Origin of the sequence: Mucilaginibacter rubeus, assembly GCF_003286415.2 — a bacterium.
In the GTDB taxonomy this organism is placed as follows: Bacteria; Bacteroidota; Bacteroidia; order Sphingobacteriales; family Sphingobacteriaceae; genus Mucilaginibacter; species Mucilaginibacter rubeus_A.
In genome coordinates this window covers 2,758,301-2,784,535 of sequence record NZ_CP043450.1, presented here as the reverse complement: position 1 = coordinate 2,784,535, position 26,235 = coordinate 2,758,301, and the positions used below count along the sequence as shown (strand labels likewise).

The 26,235-nt window shown below is 44.0% G+C and carries 12 protein-coding genes; 4 read left to right on the top strand and 8 right to left on the bottom strand.

Translation table 11 applies throughout. The annotated features are described in order from the left end of the window. Window positions 1-4 precede the first annotated feature (4 nt). The 6 genes from DEO27_RS11265 to DEO27_RS11240 all read right to left on the bottom strand — a co-directional run bounded on the left by DEO27_RS11265 (window position 5) and on the right by DEO27_RS11240 (window position 10,308). Window positions 5-1,651 carry an alpha-L-fucosidase gene (locus DEO27_RS11265; protein ID WP_112566293.1) on the bottom strand — a complete coding sequence of 549 codons (1,647 nt, stop codon included), beginning with the start codon at window positions 1,649-1,651 and terminating at the stop codon, window positions 5-7. A gap of 458 nt (window positions 1,652-2,109) precedes the next feature. Further along, window positions 2,110-2,997 (bottom strand): helix-turn-helix domain-containing protein, encoded by an 888-nt coding sequence (locus DEO27_RS11260; protein ID WP_112566295.1) that lies wholly within the window; start codon window positions 2,995-2,997, stop codon window positions 2,110-2,112. Window positions 2,998-3,176: 179 nt separating this feature from the next. Continuing rightward, entirely contained in the window at window positions 3,177-5,270 is a 2,094-nt protein-coding gene (locus DEO27_RS11255; protein ID WP_112566297.1) for an alpha-L-arabinofuranosidase C-terminal domain-containing protein, read from the bottom strand. A 53-nt stretch (window positions 5,271-5,323) separates the two neighbouring features. Further along, window positions 5,324-6,904, bottom strand: a complete 1,581-nt coding sequence (locus tag DEO27_RS11250; RefSeq protein WP_112566300.1) for a glycoside hydrolase 43 family protein — start codon at window positions 6,902-6,904, stop codon at window positions 5,324-5,326. 106 nt (window positions 6,905-7,010) lie between these two features. Further along, window positions 7,011-8,354: a family 43 glycosylhydrolase gene (locus DEO27_RS11245; protein ID WP_112566304.1), complete on the bottom strand. Its 1,344-nt coding sequence runs from the start codon at window positions 8,352-8,354 to the stop codon at window positions 7,011-7,013. A gap of 37 nt (window positions 8,355-8,391) precedes the next feature. Further along, entirely contained in the window at window positions 8,392-10,308 is a 1,917-nt protein-coding gene (locus DEO27_RS11240; protein ID WP_112566307.1) for an alpha/beta hydrolase-fold protein, read from the bottom strand. 474 nt (window positions 10,309-10,782) lie between these two features. Between DEO27_RS11240 and DEO27_RS11235 the strand changes: the two genes are divergently transcribed. Further along, a complete protein-coding gene (locus DEO27_RS11235) occupies window positions 10,783-13,338 on the top strand; it encodes a glycoside hydrolase family 9 protein (RefSeq protein ID WP_223818220.1) in 2,556 nt (851 codons plus the stop codon). 146 nt (window positions 13,339-13,484) lie between these two features. On the opposite strand, the gene DEO27_RS11230 is transcribed toward DEO27_RS11235, so the two are convergent. Next, entirely contained in the window at window positions 13,485-14,612 is a 1,128-nt protein-coding gene (locus tag DEO27_RS11230) for an alpha/beta hydrolase-fold protein (protein WP_112566312.1), read from the bottom strand. Between the two features lie 562 nt (window positions 14,613-15,174). On the opposite strand from DEO27_RS11230, the gene DEO27_RS11225 reads away from it, so the two are divergent. Next, window positions 15,175-19,359 carry a two-component regulator propeller domain-containing protein gene (locus DEO27_RS11225; RefSeq protein WP_112566317.1) on the top strand — a complete coding sequence of 1,395 codons (4,185 nt, stop codon included), beginning with the start codon at window positions 15,175-15,177 and terminating at the stop codon, window positions 19,357-19,359. A 29-nt stretch (window positions 19,360-19,388) separates the two neighbouring features. Here DEO27_RS11225 and DEO27_RS11220 read toward each other — a convergent pair whose 3' ends face one another. Next, the gene (locus DEO27_RS11220) at window positions 19,389-20,273 is read right to left on the bottom strand and encodes a sialate O-acetylesterase (protein ID WP_223818219.1); all 885 of its coding nucleotides are present in this window, start codon (window positions 20,271-20,273) and stop codon (window positions 19,389-19,391) included. 1,164 nt (window positions 20,274-21,437) lie between these two features. On the opposite strand from DEO27_RS11220, the gene DEO27_RS11215 reads away from it, so the two are divergent. Then, on the top strand, window positions 21,438-24,629 hold the full coding sequence (locus tag DEO27_RS11215; RefSeq protein WP_223818218.1) for a SusC/RagA family TonB-linked outer membrane protein: 3,192 nt from the start codon (window positions 21,438-21,440) through the stop codon (window positions 24,627-24,629). 24 nt (window positions 24,630-24,653) lie between these two features. Then, window positions 24,654-26,213 carry a RagB/SusD family nutrient uptake outer membrane protein gene (locus tag DEO27_RS11210; RefSeq protein WP_112566320.1) on the top strand — a complete coding sequence of 520 codons (1,560 nt, stop codon included), beginning with the start codon at window positions 24,654-24,656 and terminating at the stop codon, window positions 26,211-26,213. The last annotated feature ends 22 nt before the right edge of the window (window positions 26,214-26,235 follow it).

The window sequence follows — 26,235 nt, the reverse complement described above, 5'->3', positions numbered from 1 at the left end:
TTGATTAAATAGCCCCTTCTATTTTTAATACGAATGCATCTTTGCACGGAGCGTTTTCAGGCATCTTTACCTTAAGGCCTGCTTCTGTCTGTTCAAAGCTCAGCTTGTTGTTTCCAAGCAGGCTTACGCTACTTATATTACCTGCTTCATTGCCTTTTGCTAATTTTTTAATAAGTGCTTCATTCCCGGCAGGCCAACCCAGCATAGTAGCGTAAAGGGTTTTACCTTTTGTGGTAAACCGGATATCTTCGGCACCGAATGGCTTGCCTTTACCTTCATTAAAACCCTGCGCGTTGATGGGTGCCGCCGAATCTGTTGCCGGCCCTTCTCCAAATACCCTCCATGGCCGGGTGCCGTAAATTGCCTCGCTGTTAACCTGCATCCAGGCTCCTATACCATCAACTACCGCACGTTCCTCACTATCAAGAGTGCCATCGCCACGTAACGGTATGTTTAAGAGTAGATTGCCGTTTTTGCTTACAATATCAACCAGGGTATGAATAACGGTTTTAGCGCTTTTATAATGTTTATTATCAAATATGCGGCGATCATAGTGCCAGGCACCAATACAAGTATCCGTTTGCCATGGCAAGGGCTCTATCTGGTTGCTCTGTCCGCGCTCTATATCCCATATCATACATTTACGCTGTTGCTCATTCAATACTTTGGCAAACAATGCTGCCTGCAGTTTACCATGTTTTTTAATACTGGTATTGTACATATGCGCTGCAATTTTTAAGCCGGCGTCGCTCACTGGCCAAAGCGGTAATGCGGTATCATCAAAATAGATTAGTTCGGGCCCATACTTATCAATCAGCTCGATGGTGCGGTTCAGGAATTTATCACAATAAGCTTTATTAGGTACGCTTGCGCCGTTGCCCCAATCCCAATGAGCCCCCATGCTGTTGTCATTAAGGCTATCCTTACTCAATGCATGATTTTGGGCATATAATTCCTGCGGGTCATAGCCGTTCCACCATTTGCCTGCGCCATCGGCTTTAGTGAGTTTACCGTCGTAAGGGATACCTGCATATGGTCCACTTTTATCTGCGCGCTGTGCAACCTCATACCATGTCCATGGATGGGAAGCGTGCACCGTTACACCAAACGGCAGGCCGTGTTCTTTAGCTGCTTTAGCCCAGCCGCCAATCAGGTCTTTTTTAGGGCCAAGTTTGGTTGAGTTCCAGCTTTGGTATTTGCTGTCGTAAAGGTCAAAGTTATCATGGTGATTGGCCAGTGCCATAAAATATTTGGCTCCTGCCTGTTTGTACAGGCCTACCAGTTCATCGGGGTTCCAGTTCTCGGCCTTCCATTCGTTAATAACATCTTTAAAACCAAATTTTGAAGGGTGTCCATATTTTTGAACATGGTATTTATATTGGTCGCTACCTTCCTGGTACATGCCGCGGGCATACCAGTCGCCGCGTTCGGGCTGGCATTGCGGGCCCCAGTGCGCCCAGATACCAAATTTAGCGTCGCGAAACCAATCGGGTACCTGGTATTGCGCCAATGAATCCCAATCGGGTTTAAAAGGGCCGGAGGCAATGTCAGCATTTAAATTTGCTTGCAGTAAACTACTGCTGAAAGCTCTTGACAGGTACAAGGAAGATAATCCTGTGGCTAAGCCTTTTATTAATGTTCTTCTTTTCATAATTAAGTTTGACGGTTAGAAAAGCACCTAAACCGATCAGCCATGCGGATGAACAGCCGAAGCTTTAAATAAATTTCTATACGTGTTATCTATAATTGGTTAATCAGCAATTCGTGTTATCGAATTAATAATTGATAATCATCCAAATTTCTTTGAAATAACAACCAAATAATTGACCTAATGGGACTTTTTTTTGTATAAAACCGACTTTTTACGCAATAGGAAATACGAGTTGTCGAAAAGAATCGAGGTTGCTAAATCGAGGTTTGTATTTTTGGCCTGATTGTAACTTGTTTATTTAGTGGTTGTTGATGCTGGATTAAAGGTAATAGCTTGTACAAGCTATTACACATTGATTATTTATGGCCTGGTACCTATAAATGCGTTGGCGATGGTTATTTCAGACCATGCTTTTTAATAACGCCTATATTTCATCTGCCATTATGATGCCTTATTGATCAATGATTAAAACCAACCTGATACATCTGCTTTCTATATTCACTGGGCGACATGCCGGTGAGCTTTTTGAAGGTTTTGGAAAAATAAGAAAGGTTATCAAATCCGGTTTGAGTACAAATTTCCGAATAGGACATCCGGCTTGTGGCCATCAGGTATTGTGCACGCTCAACACGTTTTTCGTTGATGTAATTTAATGGCCTGGTTCCCGTATACTGTTTAAATTGCCTTGAAAAGTAATCGACATTTTGATTTGCCCGGGATGCGAGCAGGTGAACCGAAAGATCCAGGTGTAAATTAACAAGGATGTGATTTAGCGTTTCTGCAATTTTTACCGGGATAAGTTTCTGTTTGGGGTTTTTGAACAGCTGCGGGTTCAGGAATTTGGCGGTTAGCATCATCAAGATACCCTGGGTTTCCAGGTATGTTGAAATGTTTTGCTGGGTGTTGAGCTCCTGGTATTCTTTATAATAAATATCTTTTTCATATACCTTGGGGTTGTCCGATCGGTTAATTCCCCTTCCCGGGTTAATTTGAAGCAACCGGTTAAAAAGGTTAACATCCATTTCGGTAGCTTTTGTTTTCAATACAGCCCTGTTATTAGCAAAAAGCGAGCTTCCATCTATCGAATCTTCAAAAAACTGAACAAAATATTGTCCCAGGTAATTACTGCACCCTAAGTTACATAACGTGAAACTGGGAATGATGTATAAGTAGCCTGGTTCAAGCTTTAGCGAACTGGCTGCATCTGATATTTCGCCTTCTCCATCATCTATATAATAAATACGGTAGTAAGGGCTGATCACATTTCTGTAATTCCATTTGCAGTTAAGCCTCACATAGTCAACGTTAAGCAGCGAGAAAGTGTGTTTTAAATTTCTTTTGATCATCCGGATCACAAATATGCAAATTGCTTTGATATACCAGAGTGTATATGAATGCTTTAAATATAATGAAGTCGGTTTTCTACAAAAAAGAGTCCATTTCAATCAAATTTTCGGGTATTGGTTTGCTGTAGGTTTGAATCAGTCCAGTTTCGTAAAATAAACATCAGTCTCGACGAGATGACCTATTTACGTTTCGTCAATTTGATCACGTTGACAGAGTAAGGCTCGAATGTGCGCCTGAATGACCGTCCAAGTCCTGTTATTGCTGATGTAACCGGAACAATCTTCGTTGGCTCATCAATGGTATTGGTATCTTCAGGTTTATCGCCTTTCAGTACAATCAGTGTGCCGCCTGCCATGATGTCTCCGCCTTTCAAATTGATTTCAACTTCCCGGGCCATATCATCGGTATTGATAATTTTCAGGTAAATGTTTTTCTCATCCTGAGTACAAACATAAAATAAGGCCGGTCGCTCTGCTTTTGGTCGCCGGGCATTGGTCGGCCATTTGCTCAAACCGGCTGTGTCTTTTACTGCAGGTTTTCGTAACGGTGCATTTTCGGCTGTAATAGGCACAACTTTATTGCCAAGGTAATTGCTAAACATTTTTTGTACGTAATATGATGGCGAACCATAGGCTTTGAGGGCGGTGTAACCAATCAGGTCCGAGTCCCATTGCCAGGCTTTCGGCTGGCCGTTACCCGCCTGGTTTACATTCACAAATAAAGGGGCATAACACGAGCGCTCCACAAGGTCGCTGTTGCGTTCCATTCCGGTCATCCATGCAGCATCGCCGAGGGCCGCGTTCAGGTTGGTTGTAGGCGCGCCCTCGCGGGTAGCCCATTCGCCCACAAATATTTTAGGGCTGGTTTTGCGGTTATAGCTGTCGTACTTCGCTGCATCTTCTTCCATTTCCCAGGCCGATTGGTAATAATGTTCATCAACCATTTCGGGTTTAACGCTTACCACACGGTCGGGCTTGTAATCTTCAATGGTGGAGATACAGCGCAACTGAGGATATTTGGCCTTAATTGCAGCCTGAAATTGTTTGAAACGCCCATCGTAAGTGTGCGACCTGTCGAACCAGTCTTCGTTCCCTATTTCTATATCCGTAAGTTTAAAAGGAGCAGGGTGGCCATCGGCAGCGCGTTTTGCACCCCAGTAAGTTTTTGTATCGCCAATGCAGTATTCAATTTCATCCAGAGCATCTTTAATGTAAGGCTCAAGCAACGGCCCTGCGTCAACATGATCGCCGCGTAGAGAGTACCCGGCATACACGGCCAATAGTGGTTCCATCTTTAAATCTTCGCACCATTCTAAAAATTCCAGGAGGCCCATGCCGTCACTTGCCCGGTATCCCCAGCTGCCTGTATGGCCGGGGCGTTGTTCAAGCGGCCCTAAGGTTGTTTTCCATGGGAATGCATCTCCGAGATCCGGCCCCTCTAAAAAGTTCCCACCCGGGAAGCGAAGGAAAGCGGGTTTCATATCCGCCATCATCTGCATTACGTCAATACGGTTGCCATTGGGCCTGTTTTTATAAGTAGGAGGGAATAACGAAACGAGATTGAAGTAATAGGTACCTGTGCGGTTGGATGAAATAACAAAACGCGCGTCTGCCGTTGGTTTAATGTTTGTAGTAGTTGTAATGGTTAACTCGTGCTTTTTCCAGAAAATGCTTTTTACGAGGTTGATAGAACCTTTAGCGTAAACTGTTTTTCCATCGGTACTTTCCAGGCTAACGTTGATAATGCCCGGCCCATTTTCCGTAACCGTAGTTGCCGGTGTTGCTTCAGGCCTGTTACCCCGAGAAAAGTTGGCAGTGCCGGTCTTGATATAAAAAGAGCAGCGATAAGTTGTTGACGGAGTAACGGGGATGCCCCAAAATCCGGTATTGGCAATGCCTGCCCGGCCACCATTAACCTCGTTAATAGTAAGCTTAAGACAGGTGGTCAGCGCGGAATTAATAGCATTTCGTCCCTGATCAAATGGGACATTGGCCGGATCTGCTCCAATTAGTTGAATGGAAGCCTTAGCTCCATCCTCAACAACACTCCAGCCCTCGGGTTGGCCCGGATTATCTTTAAAAACCCTGTTACGGATCAGTTCGGCATACAAGCCACCATCATAAGAGTGATTGATTTCTTCGGTCATCAAACCGTATAGTTTCGGGCTTACCTTTACACCTTTTGTAAGATCGAGGTTGAGACGAGTTTGCCCCTGCATATTGCTAAACGCACTTAAGCATAGTGCGGATAAGAATAATAGTTTTTTTGTCATTGTTTGTATCAATATTTATTTGAAATGATTATCCGTTTTGAAATACAATTGTTTTATTGTGTATTGCTGATGTGAAAGAAATCAAAATCGACATAGCCACCGGTTTCCCTGGTTGCATAGTTAAACAGGCCGAAGCGATACCCCATAAAATGAGGGATTGTATAAGCCATTTGCAGGGGCGTACCGATAGGTTCCCATTTTTTTTCGTCGAAACTATAAAAAAAGTGGGCTTTGTCGGTCTGGTTGGTAAAGTCGCAGCTGGCCTTTAGATAAATTGTTGCTTGCTTTAAAGGTATGCTGGCAGCTTCTGTGGCTACCCCGGATTGCGCGTTATACATAACAAGCCATTTGGAGCCGTGATCTGATTTAACGCCTACAAAGCCGTATCGCTGTTGCAGCAAAACCAGGCCCGCAAAGTCGCCGTCTTTCATGCCGGAAACGTCAATGGAAGTTGTTCCTGAACATTTTGGGCCGATGGTACGTTGCGTAAGGGTGTTGCGCGCTAATAACAATGTGCTGTCGGTTCGTCCGGTAACCAGCCGCAGATAGCCTTTTCGTTTAGTTAATGACCATAATTGATTATCGGGGTTATGATTCCATTGCCATACGAGAGGTAGCGCCGGTTCTCCCTTCTTACGACTAAATTCGTCAGAAGACACAATACCAGGGATCAGGCTTTTGTTTTCAGGTAGATTCAGCGTGTCGGGCGCGTGGTGATTACCCAATACCGGCCATCCATCTGTCCATGTAACCGGTACCAGGTAAGGCACCCTGCCAACGGCGCCAAAATCACGAAATAGATAGGCATACCAGGTGCCTTTAGGGGTATTAATAAGTCCGCCCTGGGCCACTCCTTTATCCTGCAGACCTACGCGGCCTTCGTAAGGCCCGGCAAGGTTATCTGCCCGGTGTATTAAAACGGTACGCATACCGCCTTTGGGCCAACTGATATTAAAAAGAAAGTATTTTCCGTTAATTTTAAATAGCTGCGATCCCTCGGCAGGTAGGCCAACGTTTGGCCCGGCAATAATGCTTGCATTTTCTATAAGGGTCTGCGGTTTTTTATCCTGGCGGATACCCGATAGGTCATCATTCAGTTGGGCCAGCATTATCCTGCCGCCTCCGTAAATTATATAAGCTTTGCCGTCATCATCAAAAAAAAGTGAGTGGTCATGCAGCGCAGGTTCAAAGGATTTAACTTTCCAAGGACCTCTCTCAATGTTTTTGGTGCTATAGATATAAGTTTTATTGGTTGTGCCTGAAAAGGTAGATACGTAAAATGTTCCGTTATGATAACGCAAGCTGCTTGCCCACGAGCCGCGGCCATAAGCATTTGCTCCGTTAACAAGGTTAAGGGCATCGCCCTCATCAAGCCTATTATAAGCGTAACTTACAATGCGCCAATTTACCAGGTCTTTTGATTTCATAATAGGCAGGCCCGGACTAAGGTGCATAGTGGTGCTGCTCGCATAATAAGTATCGCCAACCCTGATCATCGATACGTCCGGAACATCGGCGTAGAGAATAGGGTTTAGTGCCTTCTGTGCGTTTAACTGAATTATTGTCAACCAGCATATAAGGCATGTCAGCACGAGTTTACGTAATACGATGTTGTTTTTGTGATAGGGTGCCATTTTTAAAATACGTTAAAATCAACCAACGCTTAATATGTTTTTTATATTGAAGATTATCGAACAACAATGGATACCGGTGAAAGCGATTTGCAGATGTAATTTAAGTTTATTTAAAACTTATCCAATCGATATTGGCACCGGTACCGCTTTTTAATACGATCACCAGGTCGGCAATTTTTGGTGGAAGCGAGGTGAGACGGTGTTGACTAACCTGCCAGTTGCTTCCTTTTCCAATGTTCGCGGTGGCCAGTAATTGTCCGGTGGCGTTGCCAAGCCGCACTTCTATGGTTGCCGGGCCTTCCGCGTTAGCCATAACCTGTATTTCTTTAAATTTTTTGCCGTTAAAATCAACCCGATTGTAACGTATCCAGCTGCCGGTATTGTTAAAGGTAGTCTTCCATCCGTCAAATCTTTTTGCTGTATCAAGAAAGGAGATCTGCACCGTACTATCCTTATCGCTGTACCTGTCTACCTGTATTTTTTCTGATGCTTTAGTTATTCCTACGCCACGTAGGGTTGGAATTACTTTTTTGATTGTTCCATCATGATTAAAAAATAGGCTGTCGCACCTTATCGACCGGTTTTTATCAAAGTTGGGCGACAAATCGTCGTTATGATAAAACAGGTACCATTGATTTTTAAATTGAATAATAGATTGGTGATTGGTCCAGCAGCCGGAAGCCGATTCATCCATTAGCACACCTGCAAATTTAAACGGGCCCATTGGGTTATTGCTGATAGCATATTCGAGTCTTTCAATTTTATCGGCCACGTGCGGATAAGTGAGGTAGTAAACGCCTTTACGTTCAAACAGGTAGGGGCCTTCTTTCAGTGCCTTAACCGGCATCTCAGTTAAAATTACCGGTTCTGAAGCAAGTTCCAGCATGTTTTCTTTAAGTTTTGCCGCATACAGGTTTCCTTGCGCCCAGTACAGATAGGCCTGCCCGTCCTTATCTATAAAAACATTGGGGTCGATGCCGTGTACGCCCTTTATTGGCTCCTGCTGTGGGGTAAAGGGCCCGTAAGGTTTATCGGCTATGGCTACACCTATGGTAAAACCACGGCCGTTTTCGCTGCCTTTTGCGGTGGTGGGAAAGTACATATAATACTTGCCGTTACGGAATATGCAGTCGGGTGCCCACATACTGTATGATGCCGGATCGGCCCATGGTACTGTGGTTTGGCTGATGATCACACCATGATCAGTCCAATCGGTAAGGTTGGCCGATGAAAAAACGTGATAATCTTCCATACAGAACCAGCCGGGCCGTCCATGACCGGGCGTTGCCTTAATATCATGTGATGGGTATATATACACCCTGTCGCCAAAAACACGGGCCGAGGGATCGGCTGTGAACTGATCCCTGATCAATGGATTTTGTGCCGACAACTGCGTGGCCATGCCAGATACACATCCAAGTAACAACAGCCAAAACTTAATTTTTTTCATATGTAGGATTTTCCGGTTGGAATTTTTGATCGTCAATTTATTTAAACAGAATAGGGGCAAACTTGTAGAGATCATTTCGCCACACAGGCCAGGTATGGCCACCCGGATATTCGTAGTAGGTATGTTTTATCTTCATTTTATCCAGCTTCCCCAGCATGATCTGGCAGTTTTTATAGGCGATATCTTCCTTACCACCCATAGCTATCCAAAATGCTTTCAGGTTGGTGTTGATTTTAGTCGCGTTTTTCTTCATAAAATCATACTGCGTATTGGCGATGCTATCTTGTACAGGGATTATCCAACCCGAGCTGAATACGCCGAGGTAACTGAACATATCAGTATTGTATATGCCCGTATAAAGTGTATTGAGCCCACCCATGGAAAGCCCGGCCAGGGCACGTCCTTGAGCTGTGCGTTCAACCCGATAGTTTTTCTCTATAAACGGAATGATGCTCTGTTTTAATTCATTTGCAAAGACTTTAAGGTCGGCTTCGCCAAAACCCGCACCGCTGAAATTGGCATCGGGCATAATTACGAGCATCGGCTTAGCCTGTTTGGCGTCGATGAGGTTATCCATAATAATATCGGCTTTGCCCTGGGTTGCCCAGCCTGTTTCGTCCTCTCCGCCGCCGTGTAATATGTACAGTGCCGGGTATTTGGCCTTACTGTTGATATCATAACCTGGTGGGGTGTAAATAAACAACCTCCGCCATGATTTGGTGATGTTTGAAAAATAGGTTTTGCTGCGGATGTCGCCGTGCGGAACGTTTTTTATAGTATAATAGTCGCCGCCCTCAAAAGGTATTTCAATGCCGCTGGCCATACGTCCCATGCCGTAAAAGGTTTGACTGGCAGGGTCGGCTATCGGAACGCCATTTATGATTAGTGAATAATAATGAAAGCCTCCGCTAATGGAGTCGGTTGTGGCTGTCCAGAATCCGGCAGAATCTTTGGTCATGTCATATTTTTTGCTAAGATCAACCTGTACCTTTTGAGCATCCGGTGCCTTAAAACGAAATTGCACCCGATGATCCGGTAGGATAAAGGGATATTTTGAGCCCCTGATATTGGTAAATGCAGGGCCGCCGGAAATCATCATGTTAAACTTATTGATATCAACAGGCTTGAACAGGAATTGCGAGAACAGGTAAAGGTCGTTCTTCCAAACTTTAAAATCGTGGATGCCAGGCTCCACGCTGAAGATATGCGGTACGTTTTTCTGCTCCAGATAGTCGTGGGTACGTTTGCTGAACGACATTAGTCCGTCATGATCGCCGCAGGAGATCCAAAGCAATTTTAGTTTGTTTTTTGCGGCTTCGGCATCAGGAACCAATTCTTCAGGTTTTTTGATATTAGGTGCAGATGAAAATCCGCCAACCCAGGCAAATTTATCCAGGTTGCCCAACCCAAAATTGAGGGACTGCCCGCCGCCCATGGATAATCCAGCCAGTGCACGATGCTCCCGATCTGTGTACACCGGATATTTTTTCTGGATGTATGGGATGAGGTCGTTCAGCAGGTCATGCTCAAAAGTTGCGAATGCGGCAACCTTGTCTGCCGCCATGATATTGCCGGTGGCGCGGTCATCTTTCATGGCGCGGCCATTAGGCAGCACCACAATCATTGGTTCCAGTTTTTTATCGGCATAAAGGTTATCCAGTATCACCTGGGGCGTGCCTTGGTTAAGCCATTCAAATTCATCGCCGCCAATGCCATGCAGCAGGTACAAAACGGGATAAGTTTTTTTTATGGTATATCCGGGTGGGAGGTATACCACAGCGCGACGCTTAGCCTCAACTGTTTTAGAATTATAGGTAATGGTATCTAATTTTCCGTGCGCTATTCCCGTGCGGTAGGTATCAAAGCCCGCTGGCGAGTGTTTAAGCGCTGGCTGGGAAATGGCCATCATTGCAGGCAAAATGCCCATGGCGGTAAGGCAGGCTATCTTCTTCATAATTTGGGTCACCTGTTAATCTGGCAGATAATTTGCGCGGATTAACGGTATGTTAAAGCGGATTAAATGGTGTTAGTTTTCACTCGTAGCGAGGAATACCCGAAAGTAGGCGAACGCTTTTTCGGCAGTTAACACAAATTGTGATAATGATAGAACGAATGTTTAAGCCGGAAAAATAAATATCCTACCCGTACGTGCTGATAATCACTAAATATGACTGTTCATTGCCATATCTTACCAAGATAGGTTTTAATTGATTGATTTTGAGTTTGTTTGGTGGTGTCGAAAATCGTTATAAACTGCTTTTGGGCCTTGATAGTAACAATTACATAGCTTTTTGACCAGGCTGACCTGTAAATACATTCGTGGTATCAAAATATTGGTTTGTGGTAGCAATCCATTTCCTGTACGGATACTTTCGTAGGGCTGCAATCAGTATCCGATCATAAACCTCTTTAATCAATCTTATAAACCATGCAACTGAAATTTTACTCATTAAAGCCGGTAATGGCAATGATAATGGCATTTGTTTTTTGCCTGTCATCCCTCCGGGGCACAGCTCAAAAACTAAAACTAAACAAGCTCGGCTATTTTGAAACCCCCGGAGTAAATGTACTCGTATTCAGTAATCAGTATAACGGAATTTTTCAGGATGAGAAAACCGCGGGCGTAGAGTTGATTCATCATGGTGTGCGCACCATTACCGGTGGTGCAGTGCGGCTTCAAAACACACCCGAGCAGTGGGACCTTGTGCCCACAATGGTTAATCGTACAGTGGATAGCGTTAGTCATCGAATAGATGTAACCATGCGTTACGCCGACTACGATTTTGACTCCAGGATCAGCGTGATACCAAAAGGTAACGGTGTTGAGCTCAGTTTATACCTTGACAAACCTGTGCCGGAAAAATTAGCCGGAAGGGCTGGTTTTAACCTCGAGGTAATACCGTCCGCTTACTTCGAAAAAACATTCCTGGTTGATGGAAAACCAGGGGCGTTTCCGTTGTATCCCGCAGGCTCTACCAAAATACTTCCTTCAGGTCAGAAGGTTCCTCAATTTGCAGGCTTTAGCACGTTTGATGACCGTGGCCGCAACGAATTTATTGACCCGGCTCCGCTTGCCACCGGCAAAACGCTGGTAATGGATCCTGAAGATCCCGAACGCAATATCAAGATTCAATCGACTGATGCCGATCTGATGTTGTTTGACGGCCGGAACCTTGCGCAAAACGGATGGTTTATTGTGCGCAGCCTGTTACCGACGGGTAAAACCGGCAAAGTACTGACCTGGTATATTGAGCCGAATGCTGTACCTAACTGGAAGCGCGCGCCGGTAATTGAGTTTTCGCAGGTAGGCTACCGACCGGAGCAGCAGAAAACCGCGGTAATAGAGTTGGATAAAAGCGATGCGCCTTTAAAAACTGCGACCCTTTTTGAAGTAACAGCAGACGGAAAATATGTTGAGCAGCTTAAATCAGACGTACAGCACTGGGGGCATTTTACACGTTACAATTATCTAAAGTTTGATTTTAGCAGTGTAAAAAAATCCGGTTTATATTTCATTGCCTACGGTAATCAAAAAACCAACGCTTTCCCGATCAATCCCAATGTTTATGAAAATATCGGGCATCCCACTATGGATGTCTGGTTCCCTGTTCAAATGGATCATATGATGGTGAATGAGGCTTATCGCGTGTGGCACGGCGCTCCTTTTTTAGACGATGCCTTGCAGGCCCCTCCCAATCATCAGCATTTTGATACCTACAAAATGGGGCCTACAACCGATACTAAATACAAACCGCTTGAACGCATCCCCGGGCTTAATGTTGGTGGCTGGTTTGATGCCGGCGACTTTGATATTGAAACGCCTTCACACTGCAGTGTTGTATTAAGTTTTGCCGAAGCCTGGGAGAATTTTAGGATCGACCGTGACGAAACTTATGTGGATTACGCAACGAGGTACGTAGATATACACCGGCCCGATGGTAAGCCCGATGTTTTACAACAATTGGAACATGGTACGCTCGCCTTGGTAGCGCAGGTTGTGAATATAGGCCACGCAGCGCGCGGAATCATTGTACCCAATTTACACCAGTACCATCACCTCGGAGACGCGGTTAATGAAACGGATAATCTGCCATATAATCCATTGCTCAAACCGTATCAAACTGACGGCAAATCGAGCGGTACGATGGACGACCGATGGGCATTTACCACCAGGAACATTGCACTGGATTATCAGGCAGCTGCCGCTCTCGCTGCCGCCAGCAGGGCGCTGAAAGGTTACAACGATACGCTTTCTGTCAAAAGCCTGCAATGTGCCCTGAAACTGTGGCACGAAGATGACAGCTTGAAAATGCATATGGACTCGGCGGCAAAGGCACGCAATATGTTTGCTGCTGGCAATGAAATGCTCGCCGCGCTTCAATTATACATCACAACAAAAGAGCCACAATTTGCGGATCATTTCAAAAAGATGATCATGCCAATGCTTGATCGCTTTCCCGGTTTCGTAATGATAAACGCCTTGCACGCCTATCCTTACATGGACAGAGACTACCAGGATAAAATAGCCGGGTATATGCAAAAATATAAAGCCTCATGCGATGAATATGATAAACAGAACCCTTATGGTGTGCCGATTACTCCGGGTGGATGGGGTGGTAGCGGGCAGGTTATCAATTTCGCCATCACGAACTACTATGCCAATAAGTATTTCCCTAATATCATTGGCCCCGAATATGTTTATAAAGGACTGAATTATATCTTCGGATGCCATCCTTACTCCAACCTTTCATTCGTGTCGGCGGTGGGTGGCCGTTCAAAAAAAGTAACCTATGGTAATAACCGGGCCGATTTCAGGTTTATTGCGGGTGGTGTGGTACCCGGTATCCTGTTGCTCAAACCTGATTTTCCGGAGAACAAGGAAGACTGGCCGTTTTTCTGGGGAGAGAACGAAGTAACGATAGGTGGCTGCGCACAATACGTTGTTTTATCAGGCGCTGTTAATCAGTTAGCCCAGCACAATTAATTAACGCCGATTGTGTCGATGCTAAAAATCTTTTGATCAGTTATTAAAATTCTATAACCTTGTCATAAAATAAAACCCTGCCGGTAATTTGCGGCAGGGTTTTTGTTTTTGAATGAGTTTATGAAAATTAAAGTGTGGTAAGCTTGTTATTCTTTAAACAACAAGGGGGCAAGTTCATAAAGGCTTCTGCGCCAGGTCAAAAACTCGTGGGCAGTGTTTTCGGATATATACGATACGGCGTTGTATCCGGCATTTTTTAATACAACCACTGCATTTTTAACTCCTTCGGGCCTTTCTTTACTGCCGCAGCTTATAAATATCAGTTTGGGCTTTGCCTTATCCTTTAGCTCATCAGGCGTGTAAATGCCGCCACTAAGCAGGGCGTAATAAGCAAAAAGATTGGGCTTGTTCAGGGTGATCATGTGAGTTTCCATACCACCCATTGACAGGCCAGCCATAGCCCGGTGAGCTTTGTCTGCCTTCGTACGGAAGCTGGCATCAACGTATGGGATGAGTTCATCAGTTAAAACTGTTTGAAAATCATCGATCTTAAAATTTCTTAGTGCATTGGGCCCCGGTCTCAGGCCATTAGTCATGCCGTAGGTTATTACAATAATAAACGGCTGTATTTTGCCGCTTGCAATTAAATTATCCATAATCAGGTTGGCATGCCCTTGGTTGCTCCACGCGGTTTCATCCTCGCCCCAGCCATGCTGCAGGTATAATACCGGATATTTTTTTGATTTATCTTTTTCATATCCTGGAGGTGTATAAACAAAAGCCCTCCGCGATGTATTGGTACTTTTAGATGGGAAAAGGATCTGCTGCACGTTACCATGTGTTACATCTTTAAGCGCGTAAAAATCCTGATCGTGCGCGGGTATTTCAATGCCGCTCTCCGAGCGTGTGGAACCATAAAAATTCAACGTGCCCGGATCGTTAAATACCCCTCCGTCGATCGTTAAATGATAATAGTGAAATCCTTCATCCATAGGGCCCTCTGTAGTGCCTGTCCAAACACCGTCGGCTCCTTTGGTAAGCTTAGTACCACCACGTCCGCCCAGGCCAAGGCTTACTTTTATACTGTCGGCCTGCGGGGCATTGATGCGAAAGCGTGCGTAGCCCTGCGAGTTTACCTGAGGATAATCCTGTCCGGGCTGATTAAAGGTAGATGGTTTAAAATCCTCGGCTATAGGGCCCGAAGCAGTTTGCGCCCTGCACAGGCCACAAGCAAATGTGATAGCCGATAGGGCAAGTAAGCATTTTGATTTCATAATTGAATATTGAGGTTTATGTATTGTGAATTCAATAGCATTGTTCGGGTTGTTTTATTGTTTAAACGCCGTTTATCGTGGCAAATGACTACATTGCTATTAATTGTATTTATTACACATATTGAAATTACTTTTTGTGTACGGATATTCCGAATGTCGACCTTTTGTCGCAGCAAAAGTTTGATCAGGTTCGAGCGTTCTTTAAATGGTTCACAATAGTGTTTTTGGTATTTTTAAGGCTTTTTCTTAATATAAAGATATCTTTAGCTGAAAATTGATATGCGCAGTTTTTAGTATGATTTTACAACGTTTGTCGATAAGGCGTGTCACTACTTTGTTAGTGAGAAAAATTATAAATACACTTTTGTACAATAATTACTACTGATATTGAACAAGTGTGGTATTTCTTTGAACAAAAGTTTGCTTGTTTCATCATCGTAAAATGTAAATTTGGATAATGATGTTATTCAAAAACATCAATCAAACCAATTTTTAAACCATAGTTCATAAACAATTTTTTTCTGCGGCCTGCCCGTATTGGAAATTGATAACCCTGTTTGTTATGATGCATTTTGTACCCCATTTGTGTACGCGCAGAACGTTGTATGTCATGCTGGCCATCATTGCGTGCGTTGTACTTACACCGGTTGTTTTAGCTGTTTTTAGCAACCCGGTATACGCACAAAAAACTAACCTGAAATTTACCGCACTGACCACCAAACAGGGTTTAATGGGGAATGCTGTTAACACTATAATTAAAGATGTTGATGGAATGATGTGGATAGGTACCTCGGAAAGCTTGAACCGATATGACGGCAGGAGGTTTAAAGTTTATCCGCTGGGCATAAAAAGGCAGGTAGAGCCAGGGGCTACCGAGATAAGCGGTATGAGTATGGATCGTAGCGGCACACTATGGGTTGGCACCATAGGTTATGGCCTATATTATTATGACAGGGCAGCAGATGTTTTTAAAAGCTTTACTTCACCTTTACCGGGACAGCATTTAAGCCAGGGCGTGGTTACTGCCGTATGTGCAAATAGAAAAGGTTATATATGGGTAGGTACTGTAAATGGCCTCGATGTGATTGACCCCGACCGCAGGCATATCAGCCATTTTGAGACCGGAACCGACAAACCCGGCCAAATACCTGTTAAAACGGTAAATTACATTTTTGAAGATAGCTATGGCAGGATGTGGGCTTGCACAGGTTCTGGGTTGTATCTGTACGACCAAGCGCGTAAGCGTTTTAAAGCTTTTCGGCATCAAAAAGATGATTCGGGCAGTTTACCATCAGATGTTGTAATGACCGTTTCGCAGGATAAGGCAGGCAACGTGTGGGTTGGCACATCTAATGGTTTAAGCCGGTTGTCGAAAGATGATGAACACTTCGTCAATTATTGTTACAATAATAAAGATGAGCATTCATTGTGCGGAGATATTGTTTACAGCATTGCTGCCGATGATAAAGATCATATCTGGGTGGGAACGGAAGGCGGCCTTAATGTAATGGATATTAATACAGGGCAATCTGTTCGTTACCGCCACGACCCGCGCGATCCGTATAGTCTCAACAGCAAATCAATCCGCAGCATTTATATCGATCCGAAAGGCATTTATTGGGTGGGTACCTATATGGGGGGTATAAACAAGTACGACAAAAATCTTACCCTGTTTAACTATGTGCAACCTACCGAGTTAGACCCGTATGGCTTACGCTCGCCCATTGTATCATCCTTTGCGCAAAAAAATGACAGTGAACTATATGTTGGTTCTGACGGAGGCGGTCTTAGTATCTTTAACAATAAAACCAATCGATTCAGTCATATCTCTATCAAACCCAGGGAGCAAATAAATTCGGCTGGCCTGCCAATTCTTGCTATGCTGCTGGACCATAGGCAGCAACTTTGGATAGGCACATTTGGTCACGGGGTTTTTAAACTCAATACGTCAAATAACGCTTACTCGCAGTTCACGGGTGGTACAGGAAAACAGCATATCGGCCAAAACAATATTTTCTGTTTTAAGGAAGACCGCTTTGGCGACATATGGATTGGCACCAACGGCTCTGGTGTAGATATTTTTGATGCAAAAGCAGACAGTTTTCGCAGGTTTACACCGGCAGATATAAGTGAAAAAGGTCAAAGATTTCCGTCAAACGGGTATATCAGGGCTTTTGAAGAAGATGGCGAAGGCAATATGTGGATAGGCTCATACGGTACAGGGATTGCGATATATAACCCGGTGACCAAATTGTTTGATACTTTTAATCCGACAAACACTGGTTTACCAATTGCCGAGGTTTTATCCCTGAAAAAAGATGCCAATGATGATATGTGGATAGGTACAAACGGTGATGGCCTTTTCCGTTATGATCACCGGCTTAAAAAAATAACGGCGTTTAAATACAACAACCAACTGCCTAACGGAGTGATCTGTAAAATTTTACAGGATAAAACGAATAATATATGGTTTAGTACTAACCAGGGCATAGGCCGCATTGATCCGGCAGACCAAAAGCTTTATGTTTACTGCCATGATAACGGTCTTCAGAACAATGTGTTTTTAAACGGATCGGGCCTTCTTGCTGCCGATGGCACACTTTATTTTGGTGGGGTAGATGGGTTTAACTATTTTAAAGGATCGGATGTAAGGCTAAATAAAAACCTGCCGCCAGTTATGTTAACCACCCTAAGTGTTGATAGCAAGCGTATTTCGCCCGAGCATGACAATCCCAGGCCGATCAACATCAGCGAAGAGCGGGAAATAACCATCAAGTATAAACAGGACTTTACTATCAGTTTCGTTGCTCTTAATTACACCCTTCCGCAGCAAAATAGGTATTCATATACATTAGAGGGGTTCAGCAATTCATGGAAAAACGCCGGTACATCAACAACAGCCAGTTACACTAACCTTGATCCGGGCGAATACACCTTCAGGGTACGGGCCTCCAACAACGATGGCAAGTGGAACGATACCGGTGCTTCTTTGAAAATTATAGTAAAGCCTCCGTTTTGGATGACTATTTACGCTTATATATTTTATGTTTTGCTGGCGTTTGGTGTGTTACTGCTCATCCGCAAGCAGGGTGTTAAAAAACTAAAAAGGAAACTACACGACGAACAGGAACGTAAAGCGGCCGAAGCCCGTCATGAACTTGATGAGATGAAAATTAAGTTTTTAACTAACCTGAGCCACGAGTTCCGTACGCCGATCTCCTTGATAATGGCACCGGTTGACAAGCTTCTGGAGCAACCAAACACCGAACCTGTTACTCAGCAGTTAGGAGTTATCAAAAGAAACTCGCGCAGGCTATTAAACCTCGTTAACCAATTGCTCGATTTCAGAAAACTTGAAGACAACGAGCTTAAACTGAATTTGATTGAGGGGGAATTTATATCCTTTGTGCGCGATGTTGCCGATTCGTTTTATGATCTCGCTAACAGAAAAAAAATCAATACCATTTTTAAAACAACAGACGAACGTTTGTTCGCAAAGTTTGATCATGACAAGGTGGAGCGGATATTATTTAACCTTTTATCCAATGCTTTTAAATTTACCATGCCGGGCGGGCAGATTACTGTAGAAGTTACTGCGCCGGTTGTTTCGGCGGATGGCAACTCATACCTGCTTAATATCTCGGTTGCGGATACAGGAACTGGTATAGCGCCCGAACAGGCGAAGCACGTTTTTGACAGATTTTACCAGGCCGATGCTCAGCCTGCTATCCTTAACCAGGGTAGCGGAATTGGCTTATCCATCACCCGTGAACTTGTACAACTGCATGGCGGCGAAATCAGCGTAGAAAGTGAGCCGGGTAAAGGCTCTGTATTTTCATTAACTATCGCATTGCCGATAATTAATTTATCACAGACTGCAATATCCAACCAAAATGCACCCAAAACAGTTGCCGAAATTATTGATGAGGATAGGGAGATCAAACCACAGCCTGCGTCTGCAGCGAATACTAACCGGCTGCACGTATTGGTTGTTGAAGATAATGATGAAATGCGGCATTACCTGACCGAAAACCTGGGCGCTAATTACAAGGTATCAGAGGCGGTCAATGGTCGAGACGGATGGCACAAAGCGCTCGCCGTGCATCCCGATTTGATAGTAAGTGACATCAGTATGCCTTACATGGATGGGATACAGTTAAGCTGTAAACTACGCTCGGATAAGCGAACCAGCCATATACCTATCATTTTGTTAACGGCAATGACAAGTCAAAAAGAACAACTTGCAGGGTTGGAGCTCGGCGTAAACGATTACCTCACCAAGCCTTTTAACTTTGATATCCTGAATATCAAGATTAAAAATCTGTTGCATCTAAATAAGTCGCTTAAAGAAACCTATCAGAAAAAGATTAAGGTTATCCCCGCAGATATGGAGATAGAATCCTCATCAGAGCGGTTTATTAAGGATGTGGTAGTGTACATTGAAGAAAATATAAATAACCCTAAATTCTCTGTCGAAGAGATTAGCCATCATTTTAGCATGAGCCGGGGATCATTTTACAGTAAGATCACCGAACTCACCGGTGAGCCGCCGGTAGAATTCATCCGCTCGATAAAGCTGGACAAGGCTACTATACTACTGGAAAAAACCGATTTGACTATTGCCGAGATTGCTTATTCCATTGGTTTCTCAACGCCGCATTATTTTACCAAATCTTTCAAGGCAAAATATAATATTTTACCTTCCGAATACCGGGTAAAAAAGGTAAACGTTAAAAGCGTAGCTTAAGCAACGGCCTCTATGGCTGTTAAATAACATTACCTACCGGTGTTTGAGTTTGTTTGAACAGGTGCCGTAGCGGATGATTTGTAACCGAGCAGACCGAGCATTGTCAATCCATATCGTGTGCCTAACATCCGGTAGCCTTCGGCGGTAAAATGCAGTTTATCGGGTGCCGCGGGACATCCGGCTGAGTTGATCACATATGCATTGGGAATAACATCCGGAAGCTGATCAATTATGTGGTTCATGGCCGCGCATTTGCCTCCCTGATCTTCGCTAACCAATTCGCCTGCCAATAACGGGACTTTCCTTGCTTTCAGATGGAGATCCTTTAACATCATGTTATAGATGCCTTTAACTTTTTGCGTCCAGAGGGTATCATTTGGGTTTGATTCGCCCTGGTGTAGCAATATCCCTTTAATTACACCGTTCTTTTGCGCCAGTTTAGCCATTGCTACCAAGTGCCCGTAAGGATCGCCCCCGTACTCATTGATCATGTTCAGCATCCAGGCGGGTGCTGTAGCCGCATAATCTTTACAACTGTCTTTCTGAAACAATTCAATCTTACAGCCGGCTACCGATACATTCACGATGCCAACCGTTAGATCCTGAGGCAGATTGGCTATTAAGGTGCGGCCAAAGTAGTCGGCAGGGGTGAGGCCGGTGTTGCAGCGTGCCAATGGCGGTACAGCTGTGTACCAGTTGCCCTTAACCCGTTTTAGGTTGGGGCAATCAACTGTTTCCAATACCTGTAAACGTGGATTAACGGTGGTATCCTGTGGTTGTATGTGCGCGTTACCTTCCATGTTTGATTGGCCGAAGCACAAAAAAATATAGAACTTTTTGTTTTGGGCCGATATGGTATTGGCAAATAATACCATGATCAGGAACAGGGCTGAAGAGAGGACTTTTAAGTTCATTTTATGATTTTAAGGCTTTTATTGCTTGGGAAAAGCAATCTGGTTAAACAGTAAAAATAGTAGGACAGGCTATTATGCTATTACAACAATTGTTGAAAGTGTTATAACAGTTGTTTAGGCCGGTGAGAGTGCTGGCTTGGGGGGCTCGGATAGTTGTAGTAAACCAAATTGTTAGCTTTTTCAACATGTGTGTCATTTTAAGTTTATGTCACTTAATACTTTTGATTAAGTATGGCAGACCAACTTTATGCGAATGCTGGGAAAACGCCTTATCAAACTTAAAATGCGAAAGATTTAGTGAAGAGACTTAACAGTATGTTAAGCACTATATCATCGCTGTAAGACTTTTCTTTTCTTCTCTATTTTTTAGAAATTGGTTATAAGGACAGCGCGAGGCTGTCCTTGTTGTTTAATTCCTAAATTTTATCATGTAGATAACAATGAAAATCTCCTCCATAAAAAATTAATTACAATCGATTGCGGAAAGCAGGTTTTAGCTTCTGATTTTTTCTTATATACAAATTTTACCTGCTTTGATTTTTTTATAAATATTTAATAATCAATTATTTATGTTTAATAAAGACCGCATTATTTTATGTTTTTACAGCAAGTACAACTTGTTAAACGCCTTAATTGGATAGAGGCGGTTAAACAAATGTTGTAAGATTAAGATAAATATTGCGCTACCGCCGCAGTCACGAAAGATACTTTTACTTCTGTTGTTACAGCCTGACTGAAGCTATTGTAACAAAACGTACCGTTAGCAAAACGATGTACAGATTACCAATTATAAACATGTTGAAATAATAGCGAGGTTGTTGGTATACACCTGTTGTTCATCAGCAACGGGATAATGATCAAAGGCCTGTAAAATCAGGTGCAAAATCCTGTCCGGGTTGTCAGTGCTTACCTCGTTTGAGTTTGAAATTCATAACACCTAAATATCAATTATCAATCATTAAACAAGAAAATTATGGAAAGACAAAAGCAAGATTTTCGGATCCGCGATAGGCACGGAACAGCCCAGATCAGCCGGATCATTTAAAGCCGGCAGCTACAGCGTTAAAATGATATTCGGCTTAAACGATGCCGGGAAATGTTATTCGAACAACCAAGATACGCGGGCGTTTTCCGATCGAATCAGAAATTTTAAACCTTAACAACATGAAGTATTCTTTACAAAAAATTTATAACAAAAGATGGCGTTATGCTACGCTCATCCTAACCGGATGTACGTTGGTTATGCCGTCGGTATCTATAGCCCATGCCGTTGGTTCGGCAGGTTTGGTAAAAGGGGGCGTGAACAATGAACACGGTATTTTGAACCTCAAACCTGCTTTTACAGTTTCAGGTAAAGTTACAGATGAAAATAATCAGCCTTTACCAGGCGTAGCCGTTGCTATAAAAGGCACTACGCAGGGTGTAACCACAGATGCTGATGGTAATTTTAAACTAACCATACCGGGGAATTCGGCAGTACTCGTTTTCAGAGTGATAGGTTATAACCAGCAAGAGATTACGGTTACCAGCAGTACCGAGCTGAATGTACAAATGAAAAAAGATACCAAAAACCTGGAGGAGGTTGTGGTTGTTGGTTACGGATCGCAAAGACGCGCTAAAGTAACCGGAGCGGTTTCATCAGTAAGCGGTAAAACGCTGGCCTCCTTACCCGTTGGTGGCATCGAGGGTTTACAGGGCCGTGTAGCGGGCCTTACGGTTACCAATAACGGCAGTCCGGGAACGGGAGCCATCATTTCATTGCGTGGTATCAGTTCTGTAAATTTCGGATCCGATCCCCTATACATCGTCGACGGATATCCAGGCAGCCTTACAGGTGTTGATATTAAGGATATTCAAAGTATCGATGTGTTGAAGGATGCCAGCGCCGCGGCTATTTACGGTTCCCGGGGTACAAACGGTGTAATTATTATCACCACTAAAAAGGGCAGTAACAACAGCCGTACCGAAGTTACTATCGATTCATATTATGGTATACAAAACGTTATCAAAAAGTTCGATCTGCTTAACACCCAGCAATACCTGCAGTATGAACGCGCGCTTAACGGCGCGGCCGGTATAGCTTTACCGCCGCGATTACAGCCCGATAACTTCAACAAGCCAATTTATGATGGCGCCTCACAAACCTTTGCCCAAACCAATACCAACTGGCAGAATGCCTACTTCAGAAGTAACGCCCCGATACAGCAGCATAACGTTGCCATAAGTGGCGGCAATGCGGTTTCCCGCTTTTACACTTCTGCAAATTATTTCGATCAGCAGGGTATTGCCCAGGGTTTGAGTGCGTACCACAAGGCAATTCGTGTCAATGCAGATCATACGATCAGCAAATTCCTGTCGTTCGGCGAAACATTTAATGCTATTGTCAACCATCAGCGCTACGGTGTTGACGCTGGTAACCGTACAGCTATAACAAATACCGTAAGAATGCAGCCTTATCTGCCCATTTACAATCCAAATAATGCAGGCGGTTTCCAGGGGCCGATAAACAGCTTTGACGGCTCAGACCCTACCAACCCGATTGAGGCGGCCAATTTGATCAGCAATACCAACCACGGTTTCACTATTCATGGCAATGCTTTCGCCACGCTGAAGTTTACACCTTGGTTAAATTTTAAGTCGATTTATGGTATTGATTACAGCACTAACATGAACAATACGTATACGCCTATTTATAACGACGGCGGTACTTCCAATTCGCCGACTGCCGTAATTAATTACACAAGGGGTTCGGGTACAACACAGTTATATTCGCAGCAGCTTACTTTTGATAAAACCTTTGGCGGGCAGCACCATGTTAACGCGGTATTGGTTTACGAGGCGCAAAGCTCGCGGGGTGATAACCAGGTATCATCAGGTAACCAGAACACCAATACTGTAAAAACGCTGAATGGTGCAACCAATCTTTATACCAATTATACTTACGGCACCAACCTGCTTGTTTCGGAAGTGGCGCGCGTTGGTTATGATTTTGAAGGCAAATATCTCGTTTCAGGTTCTATCCGTCGTGATGGTTTATCTGTATTTGCACCAGGACATAAACATGAAAGCTTCCCGGCTGCTTCGTTAGGCTGGAAAGTAGATCAGGAAAATTTCATGAAGTCGATTAAATCGGTGTCGTCACTGAAATTGAGGGCAGGCTATGGCGTAACAGGTATCAACGGCACTGTATTGGGCAACTATCCTTATTTGCAGCCTATCTCATCTAACATAGCTACTTATCCGTTCAACGGTTCACTGGCCGATCTTGGAAACGCCTCGTTTTACAGCGGTTTAAGTAATCTTGACCTATCGTGGGAAACAACCAAACAAACCAATATCGGTTTAGATCTGGGTTTATTTCAGGAAGCCTTTACTTTATCTGCCGAAGTTTATACCAGGAAAACAGATAATCTTTTATTAACCGTGCCTACGCCGCCCAGCTTTGGTTTTGGCGGCTCGGGAACTTTAGCTAACGTTGGTTCGATGCGTAACCGCGGTTTCGAGATCACGCTGGGCTATCATAAAACAAGCGGCGAGTTCAAATACGATATTACCGGAAATTTCGCGCTTAACAGAAACAAAGTTTTAACGCTTAACACTGCCAATGCTTCAATTACTGCAGGCGGCGATGCCGATTATGGCGGTGGCGGCCCTATAACCAGTACAGTTGTCGGTCAACCGGTTCAATCATTCTATGGATACATCGTTGATGGAATATTCCAAAACGCAGCTGAAGTAGCAAACTCACCTACACAAACGGGTGCAGCCCCGGGCGATATCAAGTTTAAGGATGTCAATCATGATGGTGTTATTAATGACGCCGACCGTACCTTTATCGGAAGCTATCTGCCAAAGTTTACCTATTCACTAAACTATTCCGCTTCTTATAAAAATTTCGACGCGGTGGTATTCTTCCAGGGTGTTTATGGTAATAAGATATTCAATGCCGAAAGAATTATCCTTGAAGGTATGCCAAGACTTTTCAACGCCGGTACTAATGTTTTAAAAGCATGGACTCCTACAAACACCAATACAAATATTCCGCGTGCTATATCCGGCGACCCGAACAGCAACGTAAGGCCTTCAACCAGATGGATTGAAAGCGGTTCGTACCTGCGCGTTAAAAATATGCAGATCGGCTATAATTTCCCGGCAGCGTGGTTAAGGTCAAAAACCGACAATGCATTGAACAGGCTAAGGATTTACGTGGCATCAACCAATCTTTTAACGTTTACAAAATATAAAGGTCTTGATCCTGAAATAGGCTCTCGTAACGGCACGCTCACCAACGGTATCGATTATGGCCAGTACCCGCAACCAAGAGAAGTTCAGTTGGGTTTACAGGCAACCTTTTAACGATTAATTTAAAAAGATATAGCGATGAAAACTAAGAAAATATACGCGTGGTCTGTACTTACTGCTATCATGGTAACGGCTACGGTGAATTCCTGCAAAAAAGGTTCACTCAACACCAGCGACCCTAACAACGTAACTACTAACCAATATTATAAAACCAGCGATCAGTTAACCAAAGGCGTAAACGCCATTTATGTCGCCATTCATGCCTTGGGGCTGGTATCAAGAGAATGGTTTTTTATTCATGATCTCAGGAGCGATGACGTTGCAAGCGGCGGCGGTCAGCTTGAAGCGCCAAGGGGGCAAATCCTTAACGGCAATTGCGATCCTACCAATCCCGTGATGAACTCTGTTTGGAACGGCTGGTATACAACTATCTTCAGGGCTAATGTGGTTATTGCTAACGGCCCGGCGGTAACAGATAACGCCGGCCTTCGCGACAGGTTAGTTGGCGAAGCTAAATTTTTGCGTGCCTGGGCTTATTTCGACCTGGTTTCGCAATGGGGCGGGGTGCCGCTTTATACTTCGGCAGTAACGGCCGCAAGCGATTTTCAGCCACGTGCATCCGAAACAGAAGTTTATGCATTGATTATTAAAGACCTTCAGGATGCTGCGGCTGTTCTTCCGGAAAAATCTGGCACTGATAAGGGCCGGGCAACTGCTTCGGCCGCTAACGCTATGTTGGGTCGTGTATTAATGCAAACCGGCGATTATGCTGGTGCCAAAGCAGCGCTTTTGAAAATCCCGACAACCGGCACAAATGGCTACACACTGACAAGCAGATATCTTGATAATTTTGAGGAAGAGACCGAATTTAACAGCGAATCTATTTTCGAGATTGTATTTGTTGATAAAGGCGACGGTGGCTTTAACTGGGGTGGCGACAGTCCGACCGAGGCACAATCTACCGTACGTAACCAGGAGTATAACCCAATTGCCTGGAGAAACCTTATCCCGTCAAATAAATTGATTAACGAATTTGAGAGCACGGCTACAGGCGCAATAAAATCTGATCCCCGCTTTCATTACACTGTTTATCAATCAGGTGATACCTATAACAAGGGCGCGTCGGTGCTTACGGATGGTGATCAGAACGGTAACTCATCGGTGTTGAACGGTGTTACTAAAAAAATCAGTTTTCGTAAATTTATGATCATTTACAAGGAAGGGTTACCTGCGGCAGGTTTCCATCCGGGCGGCAATAATCAACGTATCATTCGCTATGCTGAAGTTCTATTGATGCTGGCCGAATGTGAAAATGAACTTGGCAATACCGCCGCCGCAGTTAATTACCTTAACATGATCCGTGCACGTGCGGATGTTGCCATGCCTCCTTATCCAACAGCGCAATTTCCGGTTGGCTCGAAGGCCGATGTGGTAAAAGCCATCATGCACGAAAAAACGGTAGAAATGGGTGATGAGGAAGTAAGGGGCATCGACATCCTTCGCTGGAGGAAAAAGCAATACTTTACTACTGATCCGTTCTCATATTTCAAAAAAGGAAGGGATGAACTGTTGCCAATTCCGCAGGCCGAACTGGATAATAATCCAAAAGTAAACGGGCATCAAAACCCAGGCTATTGATATTTAAGCGATATAAATAATA

What these genes read in the sequence shown, in the direction of transcription:
- DEO27_RS11240 (WP_112566307.1), bottom strand. Translation starts at nt 10,308, where the DNA reads ATGAAGAAGATAGCCTGCCTTACCGCCATGGGCATTTTGCCTGCAATG.
- DEO27_RS11255 (WP_112566297.1), bottom strand. Translation starts at nt 5,270, where the DNA reads ATGACAAAAAAACTATTATTCTTATCCGCACTATGCTTAAGTGCGTTT.
- DEO27_RS11220 (WP_223818219.1), bottom strand. Translation starts at nt 20,273, where the DNA reads ATGAACTTAAAAGTCCTCTCTTCAGCCCTGTTCCTGATCATGGTATTA.
- DEO27_RS11245 (WP_112566304.1), bottom strand. Translation starts at nt 8,354, where the DNA reads ATGAAAAAAATTAAGTTTTGGCTGTTGTTACTTGGATGTGTATCTGGC.
- DEO27_RS11235 (WP_223818220.1), top strand. Translation starts at nt 10,783, where the DNA reads ATGCAACTGAAATTTTACTCATTAAAGCCGGTAATGGCAATGATAATG.
- DEO27_RS11250 (WP_112566300.1), bottom strand. Translation starts at nt 6,904, where the DNA reads ATGGCACCCTATCACAAAAACAACATCGTATTACGTAAACTCGTGCTG.
- DEO27_RS11230 (WP_112566312.1), bottom strand. Translation starts at nt 14,612, where the DNA reads ATGAAATCAAAATGCTTACTTGCCCTATCGGCTATCACATTTGCTTGT.
- DEO27_RS11260 (WP_112566295.1), bottom strand. Translation starts at nt 2,997, where the DNA reads ATGATCAAAAGAAATTTAAAACACACTTTCTCGCTGCTTAACGTTGAC.
- DEO27_RS11225 (WP_112566317.1), top strand. Translation starts at nt 15,175, where the DNA reads ATGATGCATTTTGTACCCCATTTGTGTACGCGCAGAACGTTGTATGTC.
- DEO27_RS11265 (WP_112566293.1), bottom strand. Translation starts at nt 1,651, where the DNA reads ATGAAAAGAAGAACATTAATAAAAGGCTTAGCCACAGGATTATCTTCC.
- DEO27_RS11215 (WP_223818218.1), top strand. Translation starts at nt 21,438, where the DNA reads ATGAAGTATTCTTTACAAAAAATTTATAACAAAAGATGGCGTTATGCT.
- DEO27_RS11210 (WP_112566320.1), top strand. Translation starts at nt 24,654, where the DNA reads ATGAAAACTAAGAAAATATACGCGTGGTCTGTACTTACTGCTATCATG.